Source organism: Pokkaliibacter plantistimulans, from assembly GCF_003194385.1.
Lineage (GTDB): Bacteria > Pseudomonadota > Gammaproteobacteria > Pseudomonadales > Balneatricaceae > Pokkaliibacter > Pokkaliibacter plantistimulans.
Genome location: NZ_LAPT01000012.1, coordinates 14,200 through 34,686, shown reverse-complemented (window position 1 = coordinate 34,686; position 20,487 = coordinate 14,200). Strand labels below are relative to the sequence as shown.

Sequence of the window (20,487 nt, the reverse complement as noted above, 5' to 3'; positions counted from 1 at the left end):
GTGGTGACACTGTCACCACTCAGCAGAAAACTGAGGCAGTAACCCACTTATTGCTTCATGGTACATTGACTTATTTCTATAGATGTGGTTGTTAAATTTCAAAACCTGCCCCAGTCTCTCTGCTTTTCCCAACCTATCAGCCAGCTTTCTCAGTGGCTGCTGCAGTCTTGATAGATTGCCGCTCCGCCTTCACCCAGCGATTGATATGCTGCGCCAGTTGTCTGACATCCGTGCCAGCTGCCTGAATATTCCGCTGCAATGCCACAAAGGCAGCCATTCTCTGTTCGGTCGGGGTATACGCCGCTAATACCGGATCGATTCGTTCAAGCGCGGCGCACAGGGTGGCAGGGTATCGTGACCATGCAAACAGGCGGGGTACATGCACTTCACTGAGTAACAGCCGCCGTTGTTCAGGTGATAGATCAGGACGATCCATAGGCAGGGCGTCCAGTGAGCGCTCACCAAACTGGGCAAACGGCCTCCAGACAGCATAACGTTCTGCCTTATTCCACGTCAGGATGACACTCAGGGGGGCGGGCTTTTTCAGTCTCAACATAAGAGCCAGGATCACCAGCTGGATCACCATCGTCCCAGCCCATTGCACCCATCCCCCTCCGGTGACGCCTACATAGATCGCTGTCACAACACACCCGACACTGCCTCCCAGGAGCAGCTGTGCCTTAAACGTTTCACGTGCCTGATCATTACGCTTCCTGCCTGCCCGCTCCATCTCATCAAGCTCTTTTAGCTGTTTCCGCTGATCGTTGGTCATTACTCACTGTCCCCATTCAAACGATACCCAGACATACCGCCGTTGCTCCGGTACCGGATGCCGGCTTATCGCCACATCCACTAAAAACTGACACTGGGCCAGGATGGCATCGCCATCCGAGACCCATTCACCCGCCGCTTTGCGCTGATCCAGTTCGTGCTGGTTCAAGGTATAGAGTTTGCCCGGTGGATAGCGCGTGCCGTCGGGTGCCAGGCACCCAACAGCCGCACTGTCTGCTGCCGGCGTGGCGAATGCAGGCAGGGCGACGGCCCAGCACACAGCACTGAGCACCACCGCGCCCCACCCTCGCTTCAGGTGTTTTTCAGAACGGAATGTCATCATCAAAGTCGTCAAAGTTCTGTGGGTAGCCAGAGTAATCGGGCGTAGGGGTGGGTTGCTGGTAGGGCTGTTGTGGCGCTCCTCCCTGGCGACCATTCGGCGCACTTACACCCTGGCCTGCTCCCTGACCGTTGTCGGGACGGTTGTCCAGCAGCTGCATTGAGCCGCGCATATCCACGACGATCTCGGTGGTGTAGCGATCCTGACCACTTTGGTCCTGCCACTTACGGGTCTGCAGTTTGCCTTCCACGTACAGCTTGGAGCCTTTGCGCGCATACTGACCGACCACTTCAGCCAGACGGGCGAAGAACACCACACGGTGCCACTCCGTTCGTTCTTGTACTTGGCCGGTCTGTTTGTCTTTCCAGCTTTCGCTGGTTGCCAGGGTAATGTTGGCAACCGCGTTTCCATTGGGCATGTAGCGGACTTCGGGGTCCGCGCCCAGATTGCCAATCAGGGTAACCTTGTTAACGCCTCGTGCCACGGTGGGCCTCCATATTAGTTGATGAAAGAGGTGATGGATGAATCGTCGGAAAGAGAGCCAGCTGCAGAGCACTGGGATCGGATGTGCCGGTCTGAGCTCTCGGGGCGGATCCTGCCTGCTCTGGCTCCAGTGTCGCGACCACCCCTGACTCCAGACGCTGCAGATCACTCAAGGTACGCTGCAACAGACGACCTGATAACGGCTGCGAATAGACCGTGTGCCAGCGCCATGCGTGCTGTACCGGATACCCGGCAGCCATCCAGCGTAGCTTCATCACCTGTTCCCAATCGGCTTGGTAGACCGACTCTGCCTGTCGCAACAAGACCTGAGCCAGGGCATGACTGACATCGGACAGACCCACCCCCATGGCCATGCTCAGTTGATACAGCGTCGTGATGGACGTGACCGCGGCCACCTCATACCACACCTGCACCAGATTGACAGGGACAGCGGCCAGCCTGCGGGCTGCTGCCGTTGAACAGGACAGGCTACAGGTCAGCGCCCGACAGCCGGGTAGCACCTGCTCTAACACCAACATGGCGGTGGCTTCAGACAGCCCGTCATCAATACCAGGCAGCACCGGAAACGTATCCCGGACGCGCTGGATAAAAGCCAGCAGCTGACGAATCTGATCGACCTGCCAGGGCGTATCAATGCCGTACTGGCCGGACAGATGGGAGCGGGGATGGATCAAATGGTAGATGGCCATCGCAGTACCTCACCGAACGATGGCCGTAGTATTGGGAGAAAGGGGTGAGCCGACAGCAAGAAAGGCTCACTGAGGCTCAGAGGGTTTACGTGCCCGGCACAGGCATAGGGACGTGCTGGCCTTGTTCAGCATGGGGGTTGAGCAGCGTTATCCAGGGGACATCCGACATCACGAACACCGACACCTGGCCGGCATCATTGGTACTGACCTGATAACGATAGTCCCCGAGCAATCCTGCTCTGACCCAGACTTCGGCCACCTCGGGGGTGACGGCAGCGTCCTCCAGATTGCTGATGTTAATTGCCGTGAAGTAGTGGTCCTGATAGGTGAGGGTATGGGAGGGCAGTGCCACAAGACGGTATGGCGTCTCACCCATGGTCACGGCCAGATAGCCAGCCAGGCTCCCCATACCGACAAACTCAGCATCGGGATAGCGTTGCTGACCCAACGCGGGACTGATGGAATACGTCATGTATATCTCATGCCCCTGCTCCACCGATACATCACTATCGGCAACAGCAAACAGCGGCACGACGGAGGACCATAACATCAGCAGTGCCTTCTTCATCTTCATAGTCGGTTTTCCTTAACGTTGAGGGTGGCATGGGGGATGACCTCCTGCTCCGTGGCCGCAGTGAAGTGGTAGTCACATTCCTCTCCGGTGGCAGTGGCCTCGTTCCAGATCCCCAGTCTGGCATAGCAGCAGGCCGACACTTCCATGTAGCTGAAATGGCGCTCCTGCACGATGCCAGCTCGGGAAGTGATGATGGCCCGATGCTCTTCCAGTAATGCTTTTTCGCACTCCCCGCAGCCCCTGTCACAGCAGTACGTCTCATGTTCTACCAGAGGTGGTACGGTATAGGTCCCCAGCAGCACTTTTTTAACACCGGGATGGAGGTGTGGCGCTGTCAGCGCTGCGTTGTCCGCACTGTTTAACCGTTCACTGATCGACATGGGTATGGCCATGGTGCGACTCCTGATGTGATGCAATGTTACGGCTGTGGGAATAGGGTGGTGGTGCAGTTATCCAGCATGCGTTTAGCCTGATCGTGTGACATCGCTGCCCGTGTTTTCCACGACGCTATATGAATCACCACGATATGGTGATCCTTCATTGCCTGTTTGATGAGAGGGTTCATCCCGTTGTCTTTCATACGGTTATCCTGCACTGTTTCATGGTTAACGAAGCAGGCAGTGTAGTTCTGGCTCATCAGCGTGTAGCGGGGAAAACCTGATTGGAGGAAGAAGGGTTATTGAGGATGAATAAGCCCAGCAGAGTCACTGGGCCTTGTGCGGGGAATCGCAAGAGAAAGGGTTAACTATCCAGTTTTTTAAGACCACGATGAGTCTGTTTCAATGATGTTTTCACTTTCTTAATGTCATCTGCCAGAGCCATATCTTCAGGGGCAATACCACTGATGTCTAACATGGTTTTGCGGATTTTAGAGCCCACTTCCCTGGCTGTATTTTCTGCCAGGCGCTGACCCTGAATAGCTTCATTCTTCATCTTCAGGTCGGTCTGGGTGATACGAAAGAGATTGGCAGCCAGCTCTTCTTTACCCATAAAGTCGAGCAAAGAGCGGTTTTTCTGGGCCAGCCCCTTGTATTCCTTGAGCTGAGTGAGGCTCATGTTGTACATGCCTCTATACCCCGCATTCTGAAAAAAGGCATAGTCCTGGGCTGTTTCAATGCCCGCAGCCTTGGCTGTGGATGCCAGGGTTTTCTCATGGGCGGTAATCTCTTCACGGATCAGGACGCGCTCAACCTCTTCAGGATTGTCTACATAGCGCTGGATCGCTTCGGCAGTGACCGCAAAGAAGGCTTGTGCCTGAGCCACTTTTTCTTTCTTGTTGTCACCATTCATGGCGACCAGATAACACGCAAAGCGCGACAGTTTGAAGTCTTTGACCTCTTTACCATCCAGCGTGCGGTGGGTCTGCTGAAAATTATCGGACGTGTCGATGTCCAGCGTCAGGCAGGTGGTCATGGCCTTGTTGAGGACTTTGCGAAAGGTCTCGTACGAGCTGTAGCCGAGCATAAACATGAAGTCGCGGGCATACCAATAAGTAAACCCATTCGCTCTGGCCAGATCGTTGAAGTTCATGAAATCTTCCTCAAAGTGAAAGAGATCGACATCCTTACAGCGTTCGCCTTCATATTCACTATAGTCCATGGCATCCATCCTGTTCCAAAAAAAAGCGCGTGATTCTAACACAGTCACAGAATGTTTCCGTAAGTAAAAGTAGCACTTTAACAATGTGCAGGCTATGGCTTGGCACCCTCGTTAAATGATGGGATGAAACCAGGTGGGCAGTGTAGTCCTGGCCTATTCAGGTGTAGCCGGAAAAACCTGACTGGCAGCGGGAGGAGTGGAGAGAGATAAACCGGCGGAATACATGCTCACAAGGGGGCAATACGATCCCAGCGCACCGTACCGTCGCTGGTGTCCACCGGAACCCCGCACTCGATCTGAGCAGCCCGTTTGCTGTATGGACTTATCTGATATGTATCCAGCCAGATCATGAAGTCGTCGTACCCCAGCAGCCGGTTGATCTCTACGCCATTCAGATAAAGCCGGAATTTCACCTGAGCCTGTTCCTCCTGACTGAGCTCGTTGTCGAAGAGATAGGGGGCTTTCAGGTCTTTGGGCTGTTCATGCGCTGCCGTCAGACAGGGGATCAGCACAGCGACACCTTTACCTGGCGCCTTCTTGATGAGTCGTGCCTCGATCAGGTCAGCCTCTCTCTCCTGGGCCACCACCTCCCACGACCTGAACAGATGCGCTCCGCGCGCGTATGGCAGGTGGTCGTCGTGCCACAATGAGGTCTGCAGGTGCATAAACGCAGGCCGATGATGCTTGTACAGGGTGGCGAACGCATCCACGATGCGGCCTAAATACAGGTCTATCTGCTCCAGTTGCTCGATAGAGAACCAGGCCCGTTGTTCAAACAAGGTATCAACCCATGCGGTCAGGCATTGCCTGTACTCGTACTGCGCTTTCCACACGGGATAATGACCCTCGTAGTGATAGATGGACGCTAGAAAGCGTTGATAGCTCCCCAGCTGTGCGATGTGCGCTGTGGCCAGACGCTCACTGACACGTACTTTGCTGAGTAGCACGTTATGGTCATGCGCACTGACTCCCCCAAGGAGGCGGATCAATCGGTTTCTGACAGACATGAGCCTGTTATGAGCGGCTTCTGTGATCGCCTCCCTGTCGACCAGCTCGTCAGGATCTCGCCCGGTTCCTCTATCCGTAAGCGCACTGTGCAACGTATCCCATTCCGTCCTGATGTGCTCTAAGTACACATCCAACTGCTCAGCCGGTGTGAACGTGTCGCCTTCGTTTTGACCATAAAGGCCTAGCCTGCCAAAGCACTGGCGATACCTCATCCGCGCTTCCCCTGCGGAATACGGGACACCAAAGGCCGATTCCACAGCGTGTTGATAGCAACCAAGCTCGATAGCAGGCGCGGAAGCCAGACGTATCCTGTCATGCAGGAGGTGATGGTCGTGCGCCGTTACTCCCCCTAATGCCTTAATCAATTGGGTGCTGATCGTCCTGATCACGCTCATCGTCGTGCCTCTCTCAGTACATTTGTCAGATGATGGGATGAAACTTGCCGGGCAGTGTAGTCCTGCCCTATTCGGGAGTAGCCGGGAAAACCTGACTGGCAGTGGGAGAGTTAGGGCTGGAGAGGGAAAAGAATGGCCCAGCGGGACGGCTGGGCCAGGGGACTTAATCCTGCTGCTCACGCCAGCGCAGATAATCGGCCTCGCGATAGAAGCCGGCAGCGGCGGCATTACGCTGTATCGACCACCAGGTTTCTCCAGGCAGCAGTAAGTGCCGCACCTCATCCGGGATACGGCTCTTCGGTGTCGGTTCGTGTTCCTGCTCAGGGCAGGAGGTGGCCCAGGGCTGGCTGGCCAGTTGCCGCAAGGCTTCTTCCAGGGTGTCGGGGATGTCGCTCAGCCATTCCCAATGCGCAAAGGCCTCCTTGAGGGTGTCCTGATCCAGCTCCGGGACGCCAGCCAGCTGAGTCCGCAAGTGGTCCAGACGGGCACGCTCTGCCTGTTCCATGGCATCAAGCTCGGCAAGCCAGGCGGTATCTTCCTCCTCCCACTGTTGTTGCTGTTGTTGACGCTGTTGCTGCTGGATGACGGCCCGCTGAGCGTGCGCCTCCTGCGCCTGCAGAAGCACGGCATGCCAGTCGGGCGGTGGGGCTTGCACCTGCTGCAGTCGGGCATTAACCCGGGTGATCAGGGCCAGGTTTTCGTCAAGCGGTGCAGCCAGCATCATCGCCTCGCCTTCGCTGATGCTCTCAATGGCCGGCGACAGATCCCGCTTTTGCCGGCGCTGGCTGGCCAGATCGACCAGGTGCCGCTCACGCCAGGCGTCACTACGGGGTTTGTAGGTATCCGCACGGGTCATGCTGTCGGTGTACTTGCGCAGGAAGCGATGCAGGTAGCGCTGCCGGTCCTGGCTATGGGTAATCGTGAGGTCATGAAAGCGCTGATAAAACGCTTCATCGTGGCCACAGTCCATGCTGTCACCCTCGTGGGCCACTTCGTGCTCGACCAGGTTGAAGATGTAGGCTGCGGTTTGTAATGGATGCCCCTTCAACCGCTGCACGACCTTGCGATCAATGGCGATGTAGCTTTCACCGTCGGTCCAGGCCTCGGCTGAGGACGATTCGCCGAGCACGATATGAAAGCTGTTACCTCTGACGACGCGATCACCAGCGCACCGGACGCCGCCCGTACACAGCAGAGCGTACTGCACCAGACACCAGCGCAGTGCTATCCAGGCACGGCGGGTTTCCTTATCCAGGGTGTTCTCTGAAATCAGCTGAGTGCGTTCAACAAACGCCTGATGCAGCACCTCAAAATCCAGCAGGGTGGGGGCCTCGGTATCGATGCGGTACTCGTGCTCACGTTCGGCCACCTGACACAGGATATCTACTAGTACCTCCTGAAACTCCGTGGCGTTGTAGCAACCAAAGCGGGTCAGGGTCTGGGGATGCAGAATGGTACAGATGCCTGCACTGGCAATGGCCTCTCCCCGGGGCACCCCCGAAGGGCTGGCCACACTGTACACACGTTCCCCGTGCCGATGCGCACTCCGGCTATGGCGCAGAAAGTGAGCCAGGCTGACATGACGTTTGCCTGGCAGGAGCGTGATCACCTCCTCATGGTGGTACAGCCGCACCAGCTCAGCATGCCCGGACATCAGCTGCCGGGCCGTCTGCTCCCGGCGTGATTCAGTTTTGCGATGGGCGCTGCGCTGTGTCAGTTCGGCGGTCAGTTTGCCAAACTGCGCCGCGATCTTTTTCCACACCGGACAGCTTTTACGCAGGATCTCGGTGCGGGAGACGTTCAGGCCGATGGCCTGTTTGGAAACGATCAGGCCACCGGCGCCAAACACATGCCCCGGATCGTGACGGACCAGCACCCCCAGGTTATAGATGCCGACCGCCCCGTCGTCCCTGACCCGGTAATAGGCCATGTCATCTTCGTGATCCCACTGCTCATGGCGAGGATCACGAGAGATCACGCGCTCGTTGAGCTTGATCTGAATCGGCGTGTAGCGCACCAGGTCGCGGATCTCCTGTATCGTGGACATCAGCTCCTCATCACTCAGGGTGTCATACCACTCTCCTTCAATGGCGCAGCCCCGTTCAGCGGCGCACTGCTCAAGATCATAGTGGTAACCCATGGTGCGGGTATCAACGTGCATCTGCCAGCCGTTGGAACGCCAGACCGTACTGGCATGAGCCATGATCTGACCCCGCCCCAGGCGGAAGCGGCCAAAGGTGGCATCCCCCTCCACGTGGGGTGTCCCGAAGCGACCAAAGTATTGAATGACATCTTCACGACTGGCGAAGCCGGCACCGTCATCCCGGCAGCGGAAACCGGTCTTGTCCAGTGTCAGCGTGACCGTGGTGGCCTTGGCATCCACCGAGTTCATCAACAGCTCAATAATCGCCTTGCCGATAGAACCAGCCTGGCTGTAGATGATGTGATGGATGATCTGTGGATCGAGCTCAAAGGGCAGTTGCATGACACCTCCCGTGCCTGAATGAATATCGCACGGGAGTATCGGAACAAAGCAGTGGTGCCGTCCTGCATCAAGCCTGACGGCGGGGCAGAGGGTTGGGGCGGGATTAATGCGACACGATGGTCGGCGGGCAGTGCCTGCGCACGGCGGCGCTGGTCAGCTGGGCGATTTCCTGTTTGGAGTACATGCGCACCGGCGCGTACTCGGGGTAGAACTGCATTACCGGAAAATACCGCTCATCATCACTGAGTGAGGTGGTTTCCTCTCCCACCACCCAGGCGACCAGTCCTGCTCCCATCTCGCTGGCCAGTGCCACCGCGGCGTAGCTATGTCGTGCCACATCGTAAAGTTCAGCCGTGCTGCGGGCATCGGAGTAATAGAGCATGACCGCATCCTGGTGGCATTTCGCGCACAGCAGGTCTTTGCTCTGCTGCCGGCGATAGTGCAGGGGCCGGACCGTGGTACTGGTGTCGAGGGGGAGGATCGCGGAGACATCCTCAATGGTGTTGAGGGCGGGCAGGGCGTTCAGCACGGCGGTGATCTCATCCGCCACGCTGTCAAAGCAGGCCTTTCGCTTGGCCGTCATGGGATCGTCCGGTTCCCCCAGGGCTTCGACATGAAAAAAGCCGGTAGTGGCCGCCGGATTTTTGACGTCCATCCAGATACGGACCAGCAGCATACCGACGTCGCCGAGCACGGTATCCCGGAACAGATAACCGTGAGACTGTCCCTCACGGTCCAGCTCAGGGTCGGTAGGGCGAACCGACATCCCTGTCGGCAGAACGAGTAAACTCATAAATGGTCCTTACTGATGCGTCTGATGCTGTAAAAGTGGCTTAGGGTTGTCGGCGTGCCTGATCCTGCTGGTACAGCAGTTCGGCCTGCTCGTAAAAATCGGGCAGATTCAGCTGCCTGGCCAGGGCAATGATGTCTACCGGATCCGGCATCTCATCCCCCCAGTTGAGATGGGTATAGAGCGGATGCGCTTCATCAATGCCGGCGAGGTAATCTTCCGCCCAGTCGTCATAGGTGTAAGGCGCATTCACCAGCTGCGCCATCATGGCGGACGAGATCTCGTTTTTGATCTGAGCGTCACGGGCATCGAGTACGGCAATCTCCCGATCAATAGCGGCAAGACGTTTGTCAAACTGCCTGATGATGCGGCCTTCTTTTGCTTTTTGCTTGGCGCGTTGACGTCGCTTTTCGGGGCTGGCCATCGGTATGTCCTTCTGTGGCGGGGAGTCAGCCTCTGATCATAGCCCAAGCTCACTGTGCGAGCCGATACGCACCAGTTGCAATACCTCGTCATCTGGCTTCCGGTAGATCAGCACCAGGTCAGGCTTAACATGGCAGTCCCGGTGATCGCTCCAGTTACCCGTCAGCGCGTGATCACGGTGACGGGGTTCCAGCGGTTGATCGCAGGCCAGGGCTTTAATGATGGGCATCAACTCCGCATCGAGCGTCGCGCGATGTAACCCCTTGGCTTCCCGCTTGTAGTCACGCTTGAATTGCCCGGTGTTCTCAATCCTCCGCATGCAGGTCTGCCATCAGCGCCTCAACACTGTCGAAGCCCTTGAGGTTGCCAGCACGGGCCTCACGCATGGCCGCAATGGTGGTTTCGTTCGGTACCAGCGGCTCGAACGGCAACGCCTTATCGTGGGCTACGCGCGTCAGCAGGATGCGGAAGGCATCGGACACAGTGAGGCCCATCGTCGCCAGTACAGTCGATGCTTCTTCTTTAATGTGTGCGTCGATGCGGGCACGGACAACAGCATTTGCGGACATGGTGCGCTCCTCCTATTCAATGAGCCACATTGTAGCCCACTCATCCGTCATGTCCACTTTACCACCGTACTCCTCCTGGACACCGGGGGGCTGGGGCGCAGCCCCAGAATAGGCGCTGCACGGCCTGGCAGAGGGATGCCAGGCCGTGCAGCGCCGGTACCCGCCCATCTGTCCCGTCACCACGGCGGTTTGCCCCTCTGAGTTCCCCGTGGCCATTGTCGCGGGCACGGAACAATAGGCCGATTCTGCGCCCTCCCGCGCCCTGTTTAACCGATGGAGTGGGCATAGTGCGGTGCATTCAGTGGAGCACCGACCCTGCGGGAGATGGGGCGCAGCCCCGTCCGGGTGCGGGCTGGCCCGCGGAAGGCCGCATGCCCGTAGGGCATCGAGAGGCCGTTGCATTTTCAGCAGCGCAGCTGCCAGAAGAACAAGCAGATTTTTTAAGCAGATAAAAAGGCAAAGGACACTTAAAAGAATATTACTGACAGTTAAATCAAAACTACTGACACTTAATTTTTAACTCTCTGGTTAATAACGCCGTGAGCGCGGTCGTTCAGGACGCGCCGTGCCGGTCGGCGTAGGTGGGATCGGTGTTTTAGGTTAAATAGTGATCAATCTGGGAGCCGCAAAGGCCAGTGGTGCAATGAGGGGGGGGGAATTCAGGCAAGGGGAGGCCGCGAGGCGTTCAATGGGCCGCCTCGGGGTGTTCGTGTTGTTCAGGTTGCTGCTCTTTCCAGGTCTCGAACGGTTGCAGCTGCTGCCTGACCCGTTCTCTCACCCAGTAGGGAGGATGGCCGTGCTGCTCCTGCTCTCGGCAGAGACTGGCCATCAGCAGGTGCTGGTAGCCCCGGTAACGCTGCCAGAGGCTGGCAGCCAGCTGTTGCTCCGGTGTTTTTTCAAGCGGGGTATAGCCGGGCCGGCAACGCCCCGCCAGGTTGCTGGGGTGTAGCCGGCTGCGGACCTTGGCGCGGGCTTCGCGCTCGGCCTGGCGTTTGGCTACAAAGTCAGGGCGCGTGGCGCGCCAGACATTGCGCCGTTTGGCCAGTTCACGGCGGCGGTTATCACGGAACTCGCGCAGCTGTCGTTCGCTGACAACACCGAGGGAAATCAAGGACGTAGCGCTGATGGATTTCACTGCCGTGAGGGCGTACTTGTGGCCATCGCGCTCTTCATAGCGTTGCACAACCGTCAGGTGGCCTTTGTTCTTCAGGGCTTTGGTGGCGCGGCGATAGCGCTGTGTGGGCCTGAAGGTCCAGAGATTGGGCGGAAGTTGGGGGTTTTCCGGCTCAACAAGACAGTCACCATCCGGCGTACTGGCTGACAGAGCAATCTCCAGCATTGATCGGTGACTGAAGGATCCATCATCACGCGGGGTGCCAATGTGGATGTCATCGCCGGTACTGGCAAAATTAGCCATCTCTACCATGGCGGCAAGGGTCCGCACCTCAATCAAGCGCAGCTCTGAACGGTCACAGCGGGGTGTTCCGTCCAGGTTGGCCTTGCCGGAATTGGTGAACAGCGGGTAGAGACGTGGGTTATCGTAGACCGGCGACACGGTACCTTTGTACTCGTGGCCATGGGTGCCGCTGTTCAAAAAGACATTTCGGATACGCTGGATGGCCTGGGGCAGATCATCAAAATCCACCAGGGGGTTAGCGATCCGTTCATTAACCGGGCGCTGGGGACGATGGCCACAGCGGTTGCCTGTACCGATATACAGTCCGGGGTACAGGTAGGGCTGACGGCCATGCAGGACTTTGCCGGGCCGGGTGGTGTTGGCTTTTTTCTGTTCTTGCTTCTGCTCACGCGCATCCAGGGCTGCCTGGATGGCAAGACGCAGGGGGTGACGATAGGGCTCATCCCCCTCGCGTACAAGGAGATCGCCATCGAGCAGGTGCCGTAACACCTGCTCGTCATGGCAGTAGCGCTGCATAAGATACGGCATTAAGCCGGGGTTGATCCTCATGATCATCCCCCAGCTTTTATGCGGGCGCGCTTTGATGACAATCGTCACAGTCACAGGCGGCGCTTAGGCTGGCTTTTTCAGCAGTCTGACGTGCCGGATAAGCCCGTCAGTATTGCTTTGTTCACGCAGATGACGGGCACGGAAGGCTTTCACGCCTTTGCCGAACAGACGTTCATCCTCGATCCAGCCACTGACGAGATGCCAGCAGCTGGCCAGTGAGAGCAGCGCCTGCTCAGGCCCAAAGAGGCCAGCGCGGGCCTCTTCCGTCAGCCGGCACATAGCCTCCAGGAAGGCATCCGTGCTTTCCGCGGCTTCTGGCTGCACGACTTCATGCCACCGCTCCCACAGGGCTTTTTCCTGCTCCTCTGACGGCATTTGCTGCCGTCCTGACGAAATTTGGATTCCCTGCAGTCGGCGAACCGACGCCGCCTCGGTGGAGTTCAGCCCAAAGAACTCCTCCAGCAGTGAGTATGAGGCGCCCAGGTTCATGGCTCTCACCATGCGCTCATCCCGGTTGCTGTCATTCAGCAACTGACGCACAACGTTTCTCAGTACGGTGCGGTTGACCGATACCTCGGCCATGGGCACGGTGCAGTTGCACAGTCGGGCGAAGGCGGTTGAAGACAACAGCTGCAGCATGGCGGCATCGTCGGCCTCGATGCCCAGGTCCTGCAGGCGGGCCAGATCGCCCCGTTCAATGGTGCTCATGATCTCAGTGATGAGCGCCTGGTTTAATACATGAACTAAGCGTGGGGAAAGGGACATTTCCTTACATCCTTTATGGTACGGGTTAGCTTTGCGTCCGACGGCGGATCTCGCGTCCGAGCCGGATCAAACGGAACATGCGCAACACGTCTGCATCGGGCAGATCGCCCAGCAGCAGTGCATGCGCGGGAAATTCAAAGTCGACGCGGGCAGCGTCAGTGCGGGTCAGCAGACTCAGCCACTGAGCCAGCTGCCGTGCCGCGGGGGGGGCCAGGTCATCCAGCGCTTCGGGCTGGATGACAAAGCCCAGCAGCGCCTCCCCGTCCATATCTACAAGCTCCGGTGCGCCGGCCATCATGGCCATGACCATCGCAACGTCAGCTGCCTGATACTGCAGCTCAGCGACCGCTGTGTTGGCATCAACGAGCCACAGATCGTCAAAGCCGAGGCCAGGATCAGCCACTGTTGTCGCAGGGGCTGGACTACTGGCCGGGAACACCGAGGCCGACGTGGGAGTAGGACCCAATGGGTTAGGGGCAGCAGGAGACACGGGCGCGGTGGCAACGACGGTATTTACCGGCGGGGTGTGACTGGCACCCGGATGGGTTACTGTCTGGACGGAGGGGGACAGGGGCAGTGGGGCCTGATCGTCGATCAGATCCAGCTGCTCCTCCGTGTAGTCGTCATTGAGGCGGTTGTCGTCCGGCACGGTGTGACCCGCCTGAGCCGCAGCGGCTTCTGCTGCTCTGCGCTCATTAGCACGTTCCCGGCCTTCCTCCATTTTAAGCCGCCGCTCTTCGCGCTCCGCGTCCCGAATGGCCGCCGCCGCCGACTCGGACGCCAGTTCGGCATCGATCTCCAGCCACTTTTCTTTGGTGGTCCGGTCCTGCAGAAACAGGAGCGCGTTGTTGTTGTGGCGCGTCCCGGGTTTCTGCATCTCCGGGTTATCCGGGTTCAGCTCACGGGTGACCCGCGACAGCCAGCCGGCGAGGTCCTCAGTGAAAAACCGAATGATCTCAGGACTGTTCGCTAACGCGATCAGCGCGGCCTCCTCGTCATTGTCATGACGCTGAAGCGTTTCATTCCAGCCTAGCTGGAACAGGCCTTCCCGCTCTTCTGGCTGGGGTATAAACGTTCTCCAGTATTCCCAGGCGCCGGAGCGCATTTTCAGCAGCTGTTCAATCTGTGGGCGGCCCATGCCCAGCGTTAATAAATTCGGGATACAGGGGTAGAGGTACTGGATCGCCGCTTCCATGCGGGAAATATTTGAACGATCAATTGGAAAACCATCGGCTTCCAAACGCCTGGCCAGCTCTCGCTGCGAGATCGCTGCGCCTTCCTGCTGTTCGTACAGGGCTCTGGCCTTGGCAACACCGAGGGCTTTTTCGATAAAGGTCAGGTCCGAGCGCAGCGCGTTTTCTGCCAGATGGCCGACCAGAGTGTCCAGTTCGCCAATGGCCACGTTCTCGCGACCGTTGGCATCCAGCAGTTTCCAGGGTTTGAACAGGACGGGAATCCTGAAAAAGCGCTCTTCTTTGGTCTCTGTCCACAGTTCGTTGAGGATGGCGAGGCGGGTATTGCCGCCATTGCGGATGATGTAATAGGTTTCCCCCGGCCTACGGGTGACAGGGGGGGGATTATCCAGACCGCGCTTCAGAATCGAGGCCTTGATGTCCTCATACAGCGGGTTTTTCGACAGCCTCGGGTTGTTGTCGAACGGGCGTAACTGATCCAGCGTCAGGATCATGGGCTGATCCCCGATAGGATCAGAAAACGCGATAGCCCCCGAATGACTGGCACTGGGAACGGGGCGCAGCAGGTTGGCCCGCATGGCCTCGGCGGTGACTTTTTTACTCATAAGCAGGCTCCTGTGCGGTTCGATGGCTCAGGTAATGGGTCAGGGTGTGAGGCTGATGGGGCAGCGGTGCGGCGTCCTGCACGTATGCGCTGAGCGAGTGTGGCCAGGCAGACGGGGCCGCCACGAGTGTCAGCACCTGACAGAAGTCATGAAACATCCGTGACAGCCCGTACTGGCGCTGCAAATGCGCTGGCCATGGGGCGGTCAGGGAGGCAGGGGCCTGCTGATAGTGTTGTGCCCAGGCCGCGACCAGGGCCTGATCATCACCGGCGTCATCCAGTAGTCGCAGTAACAGGCTGATGGCATCACCCTGTGCCAGCGGGGCCTCAGCAAAGGCATGTTCGGGCACGACCGCCGCTTCCCCGATCTGATCAGCGGTGATGTCCATCCAGGAGAGAATGCTCCCGAACTGGCGCAGTACCTGCGCTGCCAGGGCGTTATCGTGCTGATGGATCAGGTATTCCACACTCTGGCACCAGTATTCCAGGGCTCGATCACGCTCCTGCGCTGAGGGGCTGTGCCCGTGTGCCAATAACGCCTGGGCAAGCCAGGCGGTGCTCTGTGTGGACGAAGTGAAATCAGGGTCGTGGTGAGTCATGCCAAACGCCTTCTAGTGCGAGTGAAACGGAGCCACGGCATGATGCTGGCGTGCACGGAAGGCCAGGGCGATGTCGTGGGACAGTGGGGTGTCAGGGTGCCCGTCACAGACGGTGTGGGGCAGGGCATCGATGTTGGAGCATGCGGTGGCTCGGGGCGTCTGGACATGACGTGCCCACAACGCCTGAAAGCGGTCATCCCCGGTGGGGACGACCTGATGAGGCAGGCGGCCTGTGGCCACGTAGCCATAGAGCACGTTAAAGAACGCGGACTGGTCGTGAGCGCTCAGTTGCCTCAGGCAGGGCAGATCACCCATGTAGAACGCCAGCAGGCAGCGTGTGGTGGCCTCGCCGTGCTGCCCCTCTGTGCTGGCCAGCAACTGCTCCACCGCGGCGGGGTAGTCCTGATCCAGCACCTCTTCATGCTCCAAAGACAACGGGAAGTGGAAGAAGTGTGAAGAGAACGGCCTAGTCATGATGTGGCTCCTGGTGAGGGACAAGGTGACCGTGCGGCTCGCACAGGGATTGCAGGCTGGGGGGCAGGTCAGCCAGATCGGCAAACCCGTGAAGCAGGGAATAGGTGTTGATGATGCGGGTATCGACAGAGCGGCTGGCCCGCTGCAAGGACGGGCTGTCGCCGTAGCAGGTCACATCGATATTGCATAATCCTGCAGAGACAACCTCGCTGTTGGCCAGCCCTGGCAATAATTGGGCAGCTTCAGCCATTTGGTCATGGCTGAACACATCCGGGAAAATGATGGGGAAATGGCGTAGCCCCTGTCCCATCGGGACGCCTAACATGATGTATTTCATGATGGCGTCCTTACTTCAGGGTCTTGCAGTAGGCTGTAATCGTTTCCTCATGCTCTGGTAACAGTTCTAGAGCAAGATCTACCATCGTCTCCATACATGACGCTGCCTGGCGCCCCGCAGGGCGTTTGGGCTCATAGCGGTGAGCTGCCACGCCTAGCGCACTCGCGTTTTTGTAGGCCACAAGATCGGGGACTTCTGTCTGTAGTACCGTGAACCAGTCTTCTTCTGCCGCCATATCCTTTACGAGTTCAATAACCATTGAACTGTTATTCGTGTTGTCTATCTGGTTCAGAAGAACCCGCATTGTTGGAATGGTGATCCCCATAGCTTCGGCCATGGGAGACAGGTCGTTATAGAGCGTGCCCATACCCCGGATAAATTCCCGGGCGCTGAGCGTTGCTGGTGTAACGGGAGATACCACCATGTCTGCAGCTAGCAAAGCCATATCCAGTACAACGCTTCGTGCACCTTGGGTATCCAATAGAATGATGTCGTAGTTGAACCGGGCCAGCAGACGTCTCAGACGGATTCTCCCGTCTGGGGCATGCAAAAGTGACGTACTGAGCGAGCCTGATGGATCGTTGGACTTTACGAGGTCCAGTCCGTCGATACTGGTCCTGGAAACGACTTGATCGGACGGAGACAGGTTCTGGCTCAGCAGTTCGCTGATGCCAAAAGGAGCTTCATACGACAGGTGGAAATAACTGCTCGCTGTGGGCTGGATGTCCAGATCCACAATCAGTGTCCTTAAGCCAGCGTCGGCGAGCAGCGCCGCCAGATTTACCACTGTTGTGCTCTTTCCAACTCCGCCTTTGGAGTTGGTTACTGCGATAATCTTCTTCATAGAGCCTCCAGAAAATGTCCTTGTATTCGTATGATTTCGGAGGTATGAGGGAGAGATTCTGGCGGCTCAGAAACTTGACATTATGAGTGTCGAGCAACAAAATATTTTCTGTTTTGCCAAGAATCGTTGAGCTAACCCTCAGACCGATTCACCCAGAATCGCTGAGTTAACCCTCAGACCGATTCGCCCAGAATCGTTGAGCTAACCCTCACGATTCGCCCCTTAAACTGATTTGCTATCGGTTTATACCCTTACCGCTTTAACCATGCTGACTGCGTTTGCCGCGTCAGTCAGCAACTCTCTCTCCTACCACACCACACACAATATACCTTTTTGTTTCTTTGTCAATACTTGATTATCGATTGTTTAACGCTTCCCGGATCTGATCCATGTCTACCGTGACATAACGCAGTGTTGAGCGCAGGCTTCTGTGCCCCAACAAAGCCTGGGCAATCATCAAATTACGATCAGGATGCCGCATCAACGTGGTTGCAATCGTATGTCTGAAAGCATGAGACGTCACCTTACAATTCACCTGCCTTGATAGCTGGCCAAAGAAGTAGTGCACCTGACTCTTCTTCATCGGCGTATCCTCCTGCTGATACCGTTTCCTAAAACGATTCAGATTGAAAAGCTGCTCATTCCCGCGAATGCCTTCACGCTTGGCATTTTCTAGCAATTGCTCAAGGTAGGGGCGAAGTGGCTCTGCAATCGGTATGGAATACGACTTTCCATTCTTACTGATGGCTGCCCGAAGATGAATCGTATTCTTCTGCAGGTTGATGTCTGTCTGGTGCAGATGTAGCAGCTGATGTAACCGCATGCCCGTATTGTAAAGCGTTTCAAGCAAGCAACGATGAAACCACACGGGCCGAAAGGAGACCTGCTTGGCCACCTTCTCTTTCTCTGCTAAACGGTCAAGGTGTTGCCGATAGGCATCCATATCCTCTGTACCCAATACGATAAACTCAACATCAGTCTCGCGTACTTTGAGTTTGTAGAAGGGATTCTGATCACACTGCAGAAGCGCTGACTCCAAGCCAAAACGGAATAGATGGCGCAGCGTGTCGATATAGGTGTTCCAGCTTATAGGCTTCAGGCCAGGCTCACTGTCTAATGCGGCCTCACGCCAATACAGCAACTGTTTATGTGTGACTTGTTCTGGCAGAACATCTGGCTGGAACTTCTGAAAACATCGGATGGCAATACCGTAGTTTCTGAGTGTGACCGGCTTGACCCGTTTTTGAAGTCGATATTCCTCCAACAACTCTTCCCAGGTAATGGACTTGGTTGATTCCTGTGTGTGCTGTTCCATGATGTACTGCTTCCCTTTGTACAACGTCTTTCACTTTCTTCATCCAGGCGTCTACCTGGTACTGCTCAGGCCTCTTCCTCAGCCACCCGCTCAGGGGCCAGGGTGAGAAACGGGTTGTTTCTGATGTTCGGCGCCACATCTGCCGGATTGAGCAATAGGTAGCCCTTCAATGACTTCCCTGTCTTTCTCGGTCCGTTGACGTAGCAGGTCCAGATATTTTCCCCATTGCCACTGGTCTTACGGTGGATTCCCAGTTGCTGAAAGCTCACCTGCAACTCTCTCCACTCCATGTCTACGTTCGGGTGCTCTGCCAGGTATTTGGTGAAGATGGTCGGGGTCACCAGCAGTACCGTGTTATCGACCCCATGAACCAGCGCCCTGGAGTCATTGGTAATCATGGAGCGATCCGCGACTCCTTGCTTAATCCATGTAACGAAGTGTGTGGATATTGTATCTTTAATTTTCTCTGGCGCGTTAGTGTTGGTTTCTGGCGTCAAGTTCCTGCTGTCTGTAAAAGTTTTTGGATTGTCTGCACGTGGTACCTCGGGCGTGGCCACGACAGGTTCCAGAGGGGTTGCGGGAGCCTTTGGGGTCTGGGGGACCGAAGGGGCAGGAGCGGGTGTCGCTGACTGAGCCGTTGCCGGCATGAGTTGGTCGAACAATGACAGCATGACATCGGTGGCATCTGCAGAAGGGGGCTGGGGAGCTGAGGGCACTGCCCCAGTCATTTCCTGTTTCGTCGTAACTGCCGCAGTCTCTACCTGTTGGGTCGTTGCTGTAGTTGTTGGTGTTATCTCTCCGGGCAGCGCTGATGATGTAGTGGACTGGAGCAGGTCATCGAGTGTGAAGGCTGTCGCAGCAGGCTGTGCTGTAGTGGCATCTGGAGCAGTTGTTACCTGGTAGGACGCAGCTGGAGCAGTGATGTTCTCTGGGGCCTCTGTACCCGCTTCTGTATGTTCCGGTACGACAGTACCTTTGAGTACCGCTGGGCGATCACTGCTGTTCTCCCAGATCAGTGAAGGGGCGACTTTGAGCAGTGTCAGGCTTTGGCTCCAAAGGTCTTTGCCCTCAACGGTGATTTGGCATTTCCAGATGCTGCGGCCATCTGACGTAGGCTGAACCAGTCCATGGGCCTGCATTTCATCGAACAGGCGACTGTTTGAGGATGGAATGCCTTCAATGCCTTGCTGGAGCAGATGGGCTTTGAGTTGATCCACGACGGCTTTGCTGACCAGCCAGAGGGTGTCGTCGGTCAGATAGGCAGCTGCACCAGGCTGATTGAAGCGGATGCCGCCTTGCTGCAGTAGGAAACGTAGACCGCCAAGCAGTTTGGACTGCAGGGAGCTCTTGGGAGCGGTGATCGCTTTACCAGGATTGCCGCCCAGGTTCGCGGCCACGCTGGCTTGGTCCGCTTTGATAACGATCTCGCCCAGAATGCCGGCACGATCATTGTGGCCAGCTAGGACCGACAGCAGGGCGCCGAACAATGCCGGGAAATGACTGAGCCAGTCCAGTACGTAGGGCGTCAGGATCTGCGAGACGAGCAGGGCGCCTGCAGGCGCATGCAAGTGGTAGTCACGTCCTTTGATATAGCGAACACGGTAGGGCTCCCGGATCGCTCCATGCCACGGATGCCAGGCCTTACCAGATGTCAGTGTTACCTCCATGTCGACGGCGATCTTGCCGATGTCATGGCAGAGTGCTCCGTAAGCCGCGCCGGCGGTCCAGGCCTCGGCTTGTGCGCTTTGTTCTTCAGGAGATGCGCCTTGGGGCAATAGGTAGAATCGACGTAGCTTGAGGGCGTAGGCAATGATCTCCAGGCCGTGATCCAGCATGCCACCGAGATGAGCGTGATGATGGTTTTCCGATGCAGGAAGTAACTGGACCAGTTCAGCGTAGCGCTCAATAGGCTCCAGATAGAGCTTGTGGAAATGCGATTGGGGCAGACTGGTCATTTGCCAGATCAGCTGCAGCAGTTGTTGTCTGACAGGGGTAGCCAGAAGCTGCTTTGCCGACAGGGGACGTATCAGGCCACTGTCTGTCAGATAGTCGCTGGGATCAATCTCAGTGGGTGCTGTGGATGCGGGACGGGAGGGGGTCTTTGAAATGACTGGGGCAGTGGCCCCTTTGTGACTCAGGCCGATCAAAGATCCTGAGCGCTTCAACAAACCGCGTAACATCAGACGTGCACCTCCGCCTTTTGGCCGTTTGGCCTTTTCCATCCAGTTGAAAGGGGTCTTTTG

23 protein-coding genes are annotated in these 20,487 nt (G+C 57.1%); all 23 read right to left on the bottom strand.

What is annotated here, in order from left to right:
• Positions 1-136: 136 nt before the first annotated feature.
• Positions 137-772: a hypothetical protein gene (locus WH50_RS03520; RefSeq protein ID WP_110186056.1), complete on the bottom strand. Its 636-nt coding sequence runs from the start codon at positions 770-772 to the stop codon at positions 137-139.
• 3 nt (positions 773-775) lie between these two features.
• On the bottom strand, positions 776-1,111 hold the full coding sequence (locus WH50_RS03515) for a hypothetical protein (RefSeq protein WP_207780162.1): 336 nt from the start codon (positions 1,109-1,111) through the stop codon (positions 776-778).
• Positions 1,095-1,595, bottom strand: coding sequence for a single-stranded DNA-binding protein (gene ssb / locus WH50_RS03510; protein ID WP_110186054.1), 501 nt, complete (start codon positions 1,593-1,595; stop codon positions 1,095-1,097). Before ssb ends, WH50_RS03515 begins: the two co-directional genes overlap by 17 nt.
• Positions 1,579-2,304, bottom strand: a complete 726-nt coding sequence (locus tag WH50_RS03505; RefSeq protein ID WP_110186053.1) for a hypothetical protein — start codon at positions 2,302-2,304, stop codon at positions 1,579-1,581. Before WH50_RS03505 ends, ssb begins: the two co-directional genes overlap by 17 nt.
• 85 nt (positions 2,305-2,389) lie before the next feature.
• Positions 2,390-2,878, bottom strand: a complete 489-nt coding sequence (locus WH50_RS03500) for a hypothetical protein (RefSeq protein ID WP_110186052.1) — start codon at positions 2,876-2,878, stop codon at positions 2,390-2,392.
• Positions 2,875-3,270 (bottom strand): hypothetical protein, encoded by a 396-nt coding sequence (locus WH50_RS03495; RefSeq protein ID WP_110186051.1) that lies wholly within the window; start codon positions 3,268-3,270, stop codon positions 2,875-2,877. Before WH50_RS03495 ends, WH50_RS03500 begins: the two co-directional genes overlap by 4 nt.
• Before the next feature lie 26 nt (positions 3,271-3,296).
• On the bottom strand, positions 3,297-3,458 hold the full coding sequence (locus tag WH50_RS26285; RefSeq protein ID WP_165838292.1) for a hypothetical protein: 162 nt from the start codon (positions 3,456-3,458) through the stop codon (positions 3,297-3,299).
• A gap of 161 nt (positions 3,459-3,619) precedes the next feature.
• Positions 3,620-4,477, bottom strand: coding sequence for a BRO family protein (locus tag WH50_RS03490; RefSeq protein ID WP_110186050.1), 858 nt, complete (start codon positions 4,475-4,477; stop codon positions 3,620-3,622).
• A 227-nt stretch (positions 4,478-4,704) separates the two neighbouring features.
• Entirely contained in the window at positions 4,705-5,424 is a 720-nt protein-coding gene (locus WH50_RS26035) for a hypothetical protein (RefSeq protein WP_133251232.1), read from the bottom strand.
• Between the two features lie 619 nt (positions 5,425-6,043).
• Positions 6,044-8,365 (bottom strand): ATP-binding protein, encoded by a 2,322-nt coding sequence (locus tag WH50_RS03480; protein ID WP_110186048.1) that lies wholly within the window; start codon positions 8,363-8,365, stop codon positions 6,044-6,046.
• Positions 8,366-8,468: 103 nt separating this feature from the next.
• Positions 8,469-9,158 (bottom strand): hypothetical protein, encoded by a 690-nt coding sequence (locus WH50_RS03475; protein WP_133251231.1) that lies wholly within the window; start codon positions 9,156-9,158, stop codon positions 8,469-8,471.
• Positions 9,159-9,198: 40 nt separating this feature from the next.
• Complete coding sequence (locus tag WH50_RS03470; protein WP_110186046.1) at positions 9,199-9,579, bottom strand: P-loop NTPase family protein; 381 nt, start codon at positions 9,577-9,579, stop codon at positions 9,199-9,201.
• A gap of 36 nt (positions 9,580-9,615) precedes the next feature.
• Positions 9,616-9,897 carry a type II toxin-antitoxin system YafQ family toxin gene (locus WH50_RS03465; protein WP_110186045.1) on the bottom strand — a complete coding sequence of 94 codons (282 nt, stop codon included), beginning with the start codon at positions 9,895-9,897 and terminating at the stop codon, positions 9,616-9,618.
• Positions 9,884-10,147 carry a type II toxin-antitoxin system RelB/DinJ family antitoxin gene (locus tag WH50_RS03460; RefSeq protein WP_110186044.1) on the bottom strand — a complete coding sequence of 88 codons (264 nt, stop codon included), beginning with the start codon at positions 10,145-10,147 and terminating at the stop codon, positions 9,884-9,886. The genes WH50_RS03465 and WH50_RS03460 overlap by 14 nt, the downstream gene beginning before the upstream one ends.
• Positions 10,148-10,832: 685 nt before the next feature.
• Positions 10,833-12,092, bottom strand: a complete 1,260-nt coding sequence (locus WH50_RS03450) for a hypothetical protein (RefSeq protein WP_133251230.1) — start codon at positions 12,090-12,092, stop codon at positions 10,833-10,835.
• An 84-nt stretch (positions 12,093-12,176) separates the two neighbouring features.
• Positions 12,177-12,878, bottom strand: coding sequence for an STY4526/YPO1902 family pathogenicity island replication protein (locus tag WH50_RS03445; RefSeq protein ID WP_110186041.1), 702 nt, complete (start codon positions 12,876-12,878; stop codon positions 12,177-12,179).
• A gap of 25 nt (positions 12,879-12,903) precedes the next feature.
• Positions 12,904-14,676: a ParB family protein gene (locus tag WH50_RS27250; RefSeq protein ID WP_423808447.1), complete on the bottom strand. Its 1,773-nt coding sequence runs from the start codon at positions 14,674-14,676 to the stop codon at positions 12,904-12,906.
• Positions 14,669-15,274, bottom strand: a complete 606-nt coding sequence (locus WH50_RS03435) for a hypothetical protein (protein ID WP_110186040.1) — start codon at positions 15,272-15,274, stop codon at positions 14,669-14,671. Before WH50_RS03435 ends, WH50_RS27250 begins: the two co-directional genes overlap by 8 nt.
• A 12-nt stretch (positions 15,275-15,286) precedes the next feature.
• On the bottom strand, positions 15,287-15,748 hold the full coding sequence (locus WH50_RS03430) for a hypothetical protein (RefSeq protein WP_133251229.1): 462 nt from the start codon (positions 15,746-15,748) through the stop codon (positions 15,287-15,289).
• Positions 15,741-16,085: a hypothetical protein gene (locus WH50_RS03425; RefSeq protein WP_110186038.1), complete on the bottom strand. Its 345-nt coding sequence runs from the start codon at positions 16,083-16,085 to the stop codon at positions 15,741-15,743. Before WH50_RS03425 ends, WH50_RS03430 begins: the two co-directional genes overlap by 8 nt.
• A 10-nt stretch (positions 16,086-16,095) precedes the next feature.
• A complete protein-coding gene (locus WH50_RS03420; RefSeq protein WP_110186037.1) occupies positions 16,096-16,929 on the bottom strand; it encodes a ParA family protein in 834 nt (277 codons plus the stop codon).
• 355 nt (positions 16,930-17,284) lie between these two features.
• Complete coding sequence (locus WH50_RS03415) at positions 17,285-18,244, bottom strand: tyrosine-type recombinase/integrase (protein ID WP_110186036.1); 960 nt, start codon at positions 18,242-18,244, stop codon at positions 17,285-17,287.
• Between the two features lie 65 nt (positions 18,245-18,309).
• On the bottom strand, positions 18,310-20,466 hold the full coding sequence (gene mobH, locus WH50_RS03410) for a MobH family relaxase (protein WP_243409982.1): 2,157 nt from the start codon (positions 20,464-20,466) through the stop codon (positions 18,310-18,312).
• Positions 20,467-20,487: the final 21 nt, after the last annotated feature.